The sequence below is a fragment of the Butyrivibrio sp. INlla21 genome, assembly GCF_900116875.1.
In the GTDB taxonomy this organism is placed as follows: Bacteria; Bacillota; Clostridia; order Lachnospirales; family Lachnospiraceae; genus Butyrivibrio.
The window spans coordinates 1-5062 of the sequence record NZ_FPCC01000054.1; the positions used below are offsets into that span (position 1 = coordinate 1).

The 5062-nt window shown below is 39.5% G+C and carries 7 protein-coding genes and 1 pseudogene; 2 read left to right on the forward strand and 6 right to left on the reverse strand.

Annotated elements, in window-relative coordinates; translation table 11 throughout:
- Positions 1–189 (forward strand): annotated as a pseudogene (locus tag BM377_RS16445) (IS110 family transposase); the annotation flags it as partial.
- Between the two features lie 213 nt (positions 190–402).
- Here BM377_RS16445 and BM377_RS15890 read toward each other — a convergent pair.
- Genes BM377_RS15890 through BM377_RS15915 form a run of 6 tightly spaced genes read right to left on the reverse strand, consistent with a single transcriptional unit; the run spans position 403 to position 4622 of the window.
- On the reverse strand, positions 403–1119 hold the full coding sequence (locus BM377_RS15890) for a sulfite exporter TauE/SafE family protein (RefSeq protein WP_242948195.1): 717 nt from the start codon (positions 1117–1119) through the stop codon (positions 403–405).
- Positions 1120–1126: 7 nt separating this feature from the next.
- Entirely contained in the window at positions 1127–1798 is a 672-nt protein-coding gene (locus BM377_RS15895; protein ID WP_092250945.1) for a methyltransferase family protein, read from the reverse strand.
- 25 nt (positions 1799–1823) lie between these two features.
- The gene (locus BM377_RS15900; RefSeq protein ID WP_177223931.1) at positions 1824–2459 is read right to left on the reverse strand and encodes a GNAT family N-acetyltransferase; all 636 of its coding nucleotides are present in this window, start codon (positions 2457–2459) and stop codon (positions 1824–1826) included.
- 44 nt (positions 2460–2503) lie between these two features.
- Positions 2504–3667, reverse strand: a complete 1164-nt coding sequence (locus BM377_RS15905; protein WP_092250949.1) for an MFS transporter — start codon at positions 3665–3667, stop codon at positions 2504–2506.
- 54 nt (positions 3668–3721) lie between these two features.
- A complete protein-coding gene (locus tag BM377_RS15910) occupies positions 3722–4198 on the reverse strand; it encodes a GNAT family N-acetyltransferase (RefSeq protein ID WP_143104532.1) in 477 nt (158 codons plus the stop codon).
- Between the two features lie 7 nt (positions 4199–4205).
- Entirely contained in the window at positions 4206–4622 is a 417-nt protein-coding gene (locus tag BM377_RS15915; RefSeq protein WP_092250951.1) for a GNAT family N-acetyltransferase, read from the reverse strand.
- 201 nt (positions 4623–4823) lie between these two features.
- Between BM377_RS15915 and BM377_RS15920 the strand changes: the two genes are divergently transcribed.
- On the forward strand, positions 4824–5062 hold a 239-nt coding region (locus tag BM377_RS15920), incomplete at its 3' end, for a hypothetical protein (protein ID WP_143104533.1).

Genomic DNA, 5062 nt, shown 5'->3' on the forward strand with positions numbered 1-5062 from the left:
CTACGATATGCTCTGTTTAATACCACCATCTATGTCTGTCATTGGGATCCGACATTTAGCGCTTACCTTGCCAAAAAGCGAGCTGAAGGGAAGCATTATTATGTGGCTGTATCCCATGCCACAAAAAAACTTGTGAGACTGATATATCAGCTTGAGAAATCTCATCAGTTATACAACAAAGCAGCTTAACTAATTCCATACAAATCTTCTTTCAAGAGCATCTAAAACGATGCTCTATTTGTCATGCAGTTTTCAAGGTGCTGAATACGATGCATAAGTCATCGTCGCTATATTTAAAACATTTCTGTTTTAAAACATTTTTATTGACTTTCTTTAATAGTTAGTCTTACTTTATTTTCTTTGCGGTATTTCCTTTAGCTATCAATTTCATATGTCTGTCCATCATATATTATTTACAACCATCATCACACCTGAGATTATCAGCAAGACGATAACCAGAATTTTAACTGTCTTTTCATTGAGGATCTTGCTGCTTTTTATTCCCAAAAATAATCCTATAAGCATGAACGGAAATAGGATAATCGCCTGCTTTATGCCGGAAAGGGTAAATATTCCAAGTACTATGTATAGGATTATTCTGAAACTGTTTTCTACAATGAAAACAGCGCTGATATTAGCTTTGAATTCTTCGCTGTTATTACTTACTCTTCCGATATATGCCGCCAGAAGCGCTCCAACTCCGAACAATCCGCAAAGCACTCCTGATAGGACACCGATCACTCCCAGGAAAATCTTAGATTCTTTTAACTGTAGTTTATTAAACTCTCTCAAAAGAATCTCCGTCCCGATCAAAACAACAATGATTCCAAATACTATTTTTATATATCCGGGATTAACTTTCTTTAATAAAACAGCTCCGATAATGCTTCCTATCAAGACCAGAATTGAAAGCGGAATAAAAATAGCTTTGTTTAGTTTATTTCTGTTTTTCCATGTAAGAATAAGGTTCGTAGGATAACCAAGGATCAATTCCACCGGAGAAATATTTATATTGGTTGTTCCGAAAGCCAGTATCGAAGTAAAAACAAGAGTATTGGCAAAGCCGCATAACCCTTTAATATAAAATGCAATCAATGTTGCAATAATCCATATCATCATTTTAAGTTCACCAAACCCAAGGTATAACCTTATATTTCACACGCTTTTTGTAATCCGAATATCCCTCAAGACCGTTTTCAAGTACCTGTTCTTCATTGCGTATACGCTTTGAGATTATAGGTATATAAACGAGCATAATAACAAAAGAAATTACGGAACCAAGGACAAGAGGCATTGATAAAAACAAAAGAAATGTACTCATATACATCGGATGACGCACAATCCCATAAAGGCCGTTATCAATAACCTTTTGATTCTCCTGTACCTCAACTGTTCTGGAAAGGTATGCGTTTTCCCTAAGAACCTCCGCATACAATATATATCCAAGCAAAAATACGACTGCTGCGGCATATACAATCCAATTAGGTAAAACAATCCATCCAAATCTGAAATTTAGTCCCGCCACGATGAAAGAGGCTATAAACATCACCCCACTCAGCACGACGACAGCTTTCTGCTCAGACTGTTCTTCTTTTGCATTTAATCTTTTTTGTAAGAGTTCAGGGCTTTTCTTCATCATGAAAAATCCTGCTACAATCATGGGAATAAACAGAATCCCTATCAAAAGCCATCCGTTCCAATATGAAAAGGATCCCGCGGGTAAAAAGAGCAGAAGCCCCACAAGAATTATTCCCGATAAAACTTTTGTTATTGCTTGCATAAACAATTTGCTATTCATATGTCCCCCAAAAACTCTGCTACATCTATTTCCACATCCAAAAAACAGTATTGTCTGACTTTGTCATCCCGATGCTTTCTTGCAGACACATAGAAGCTTCATTTGTCTTTTCAACTTGTCCGAAAGGAATAAAACCTTTTGATAAATGACGACGAATCATTTCTTTTTCAAGCTCAGCTGCGTATCCTTTTCTACGATGCTGAGGTAAGACATACAAAAGTCCGATACTGCCTTCAAGATGCTCTCCGATAAATCCCACGATTCCTTCATCCGTTCGTCCGACGACAATGCCTCGGCGACTTATCACTTCTTTTAATTCTTCATCACTGATAAGATCATATCCGGCTGAAATAAACGGAAAATCCTCTAAAGTAGCCTCTCTGAAGGAAAGACTTTCGTTGCTTACCGGTATTTCTTTTTTCAGATATGCCATCTGGAAGCATTCCATATTTCCGGTAAAACCGTACTTTTCATAGACCCGCGCTCCCAGTTCTTTGTTTGATGTAAAAAGAAGCGATATATCTTTTGCCGCATTCTTTTCCAAAACATTCATGCCGAAATCCGCATCATCACATGCTATCATGAATGCTTTACTTACTTCATCAAGCACCAGGATTGCGCTTTCATCCCTGTAAATTTCTTTTCCGCTCCCGCGCTCCAAAATTCTTTTTATGTTTAAATTTTCTAATGTATTAATATTAATGCTCATACTTTTTTGATTACTTTATACGTCAACTCCAAGAATCCTATATTCATAACTGCAAAAATCAAAAGATAAATCGGCATGATTCCTATTCCGATTTCCTGCTGCAAAAGTCCAAACACCATAGGCATAAAGGTACTTCCAACATATGCCGACGCCATTTGAAGTCCGATAACCGCGGCTGAATATCTTTTTCCGAAATTGGTAGGTGCCATGTGCTGAATTGCAGGATAGACCGGTCCCATTCCGGTTCCTATAACAACAAAGCCGATTGCGGCGATCAAGTAACCGGGCGATGGTATGAATACCAGTGCAATTCCGAACATTTCAACAACTATTCCAATCCTGATAAGAAGTCTGTCTCCAAGTCTGTTTGATATAAAGCCCGAGATCAATCTTCCAAGCATCAGTCCGCCAAATATCAGTGAACCAAAAGAGGCAATGAGTTGATCGCTCATTCCTGTTCTCGTTCCCGCAAAAAAACTCGGCGTCCAAAGGAAACAAGTTGCTTCTCCCGAACAATACGCAAAGAACGCAATAAGTGTGAGAATGACACCGGGTGCTTTTATTGTCTCTCTGATTCCAGCGCTGTTCTTGATCTCATCTTCTGCGCTTTCGGACTCTTTTTTCTTCCAGAGCGGCAAAGAGAAAATGCATATCAAAAGAATCCCCATCTGAACAAACGCCGTCCATCTGTAGCCTTCGTTCCATCTTGCATACTTCAGGGCCATAGCCATGATCGAAGGGCTGATGACCGCTCCGACTCCATAAAAGCAATGCAAAAAATTCATCACGGAACCGGAATAATTATTGGCTACATAATGATTGACGGAAGCATCGATCGCGCCGGCGCCAAGGCCATACGGAACCGCAAATAAGAAAAGCATCGCGTACTGCCCCGAAATCGAAAATCCAAGAAGTCCAAGGATTGTCAGAAATACGGAAAAAATAACGATCCATTTGGTGTGAAATCTTTTTATAAATTTAGGACTTAGAAGCGCAGATATGATCGTCATGAATGAGATAGTCATAGAAACATATCCGGCGTAAGATGACGGAACGCCAAACACCATCTGCATTTTGGGCCATCCCGATCCCAGAAGTGAATCCGGGAGTCCCAAACTTATAAAAATCAGATATATTACCGCCAATAACAAAGAACCCATTTCGAAAGATCTCCTATCTCGATTTTATTTCTCTTTTCCTTATAAAGCCGTTCTTTATCTTTGTTGTATTTTTTCCATCCTGATAAGGTGTTCATCATCAGGTTCAGAAATGCCGTTTTTAAAATGATATCCCATTTTCAGGTAAAAAGGTACACCTGTTATCGACGCAGGTATCTCAATTCTCTTTGCGCGAAGAAAATATTCATCTTTCTCAAGAGTCTCTATGATCGCGCGCCCCACGCCTTTCCCCTGATATTCGGGAGAAACAAAAATCGTAAACAAACTGCTCTCGTCCTCTTTCCCCCAGTAAGGACCGATGGCGCCGCAGCCTATGATCTTTTCCTGATCTTCCACTACATAAAAATGCGTCCAGCTTGCTCTTTCAAGAACATGCTCAGGTGTCTCTACTTTTATCAACGCATCCATTAGTTCTTTTGGATAATCTTTTGTATTAGATATCTTTATTGTATTTCTTATAAGCTCCGAAACCGCAGGTGCGTCGCTGTGCTCAAATTGTCGTATGTTCATCATAAGTCCTTCAGATCAACTCTTTGGTATAGTAATGTCTTTTTCCTGTATACGGATAGTTCTCAAGGGTAAAGACCTCGTTGTATCCATGCTTTTTGTAAAACCCCGGTGCCTGAAAAGAAAAGGTATCCACAAAAGCATACTTGCAGCCGCGACTCTTGGCTTCGCTCTCAGCGGCATTTAAAAGCTCGCTGCCGACTCCCTTTCCTCTAAGCTTCTCACTGACAAAAAGATAATGCACGCAAAGCCAATTCCCGAAGGTTTCGCCGGTTAATCCCGCAAGCTTTCCGTTGTTTTCATCTTCATAGTATATTCCGAGCGGGACATTCTCAGACTCTTCGCGACTTTTGAGATTATATTCCTTTAGCATTTCAAAAATCTCATTTATATCTCGCTCGTCTCCATCTGCAGTAATTCTGAGGTTCATGCATTATTCTCCTATCCGTTTTGTCTTATAAAACATAGTAACACATCAAACCGCTATTTCTTAAGAAAATTTAAGACTTTTCTACAGAGAATCTTAAGTTTTGTCTGATATCATTGAATATGTCGACGGTCTTTCAACGGCCATTCTTATGTCGGCGTATGGCGGATTCGCCAAATTCTATTTATAAGGAGACTTATCTTTATGTCTAATTCAAAAGAAACAACACAGAAACTTACTTACGAAACAGCAACAGGAGAAATCGAATTCACTCTCATGAGTGACATGATGTTCCATTACGTAATGCAGAGATCCGAGAAAGCTTTAACCGGCCTTGTATGTGCATTAAAGGGCATCTCCCCATCCGATGTAAAAGAACTGCTAGTAACCAACCCCATTGACCTTAGCAGTACCGGAAAAGAGACCATCATGGATATCAAGCT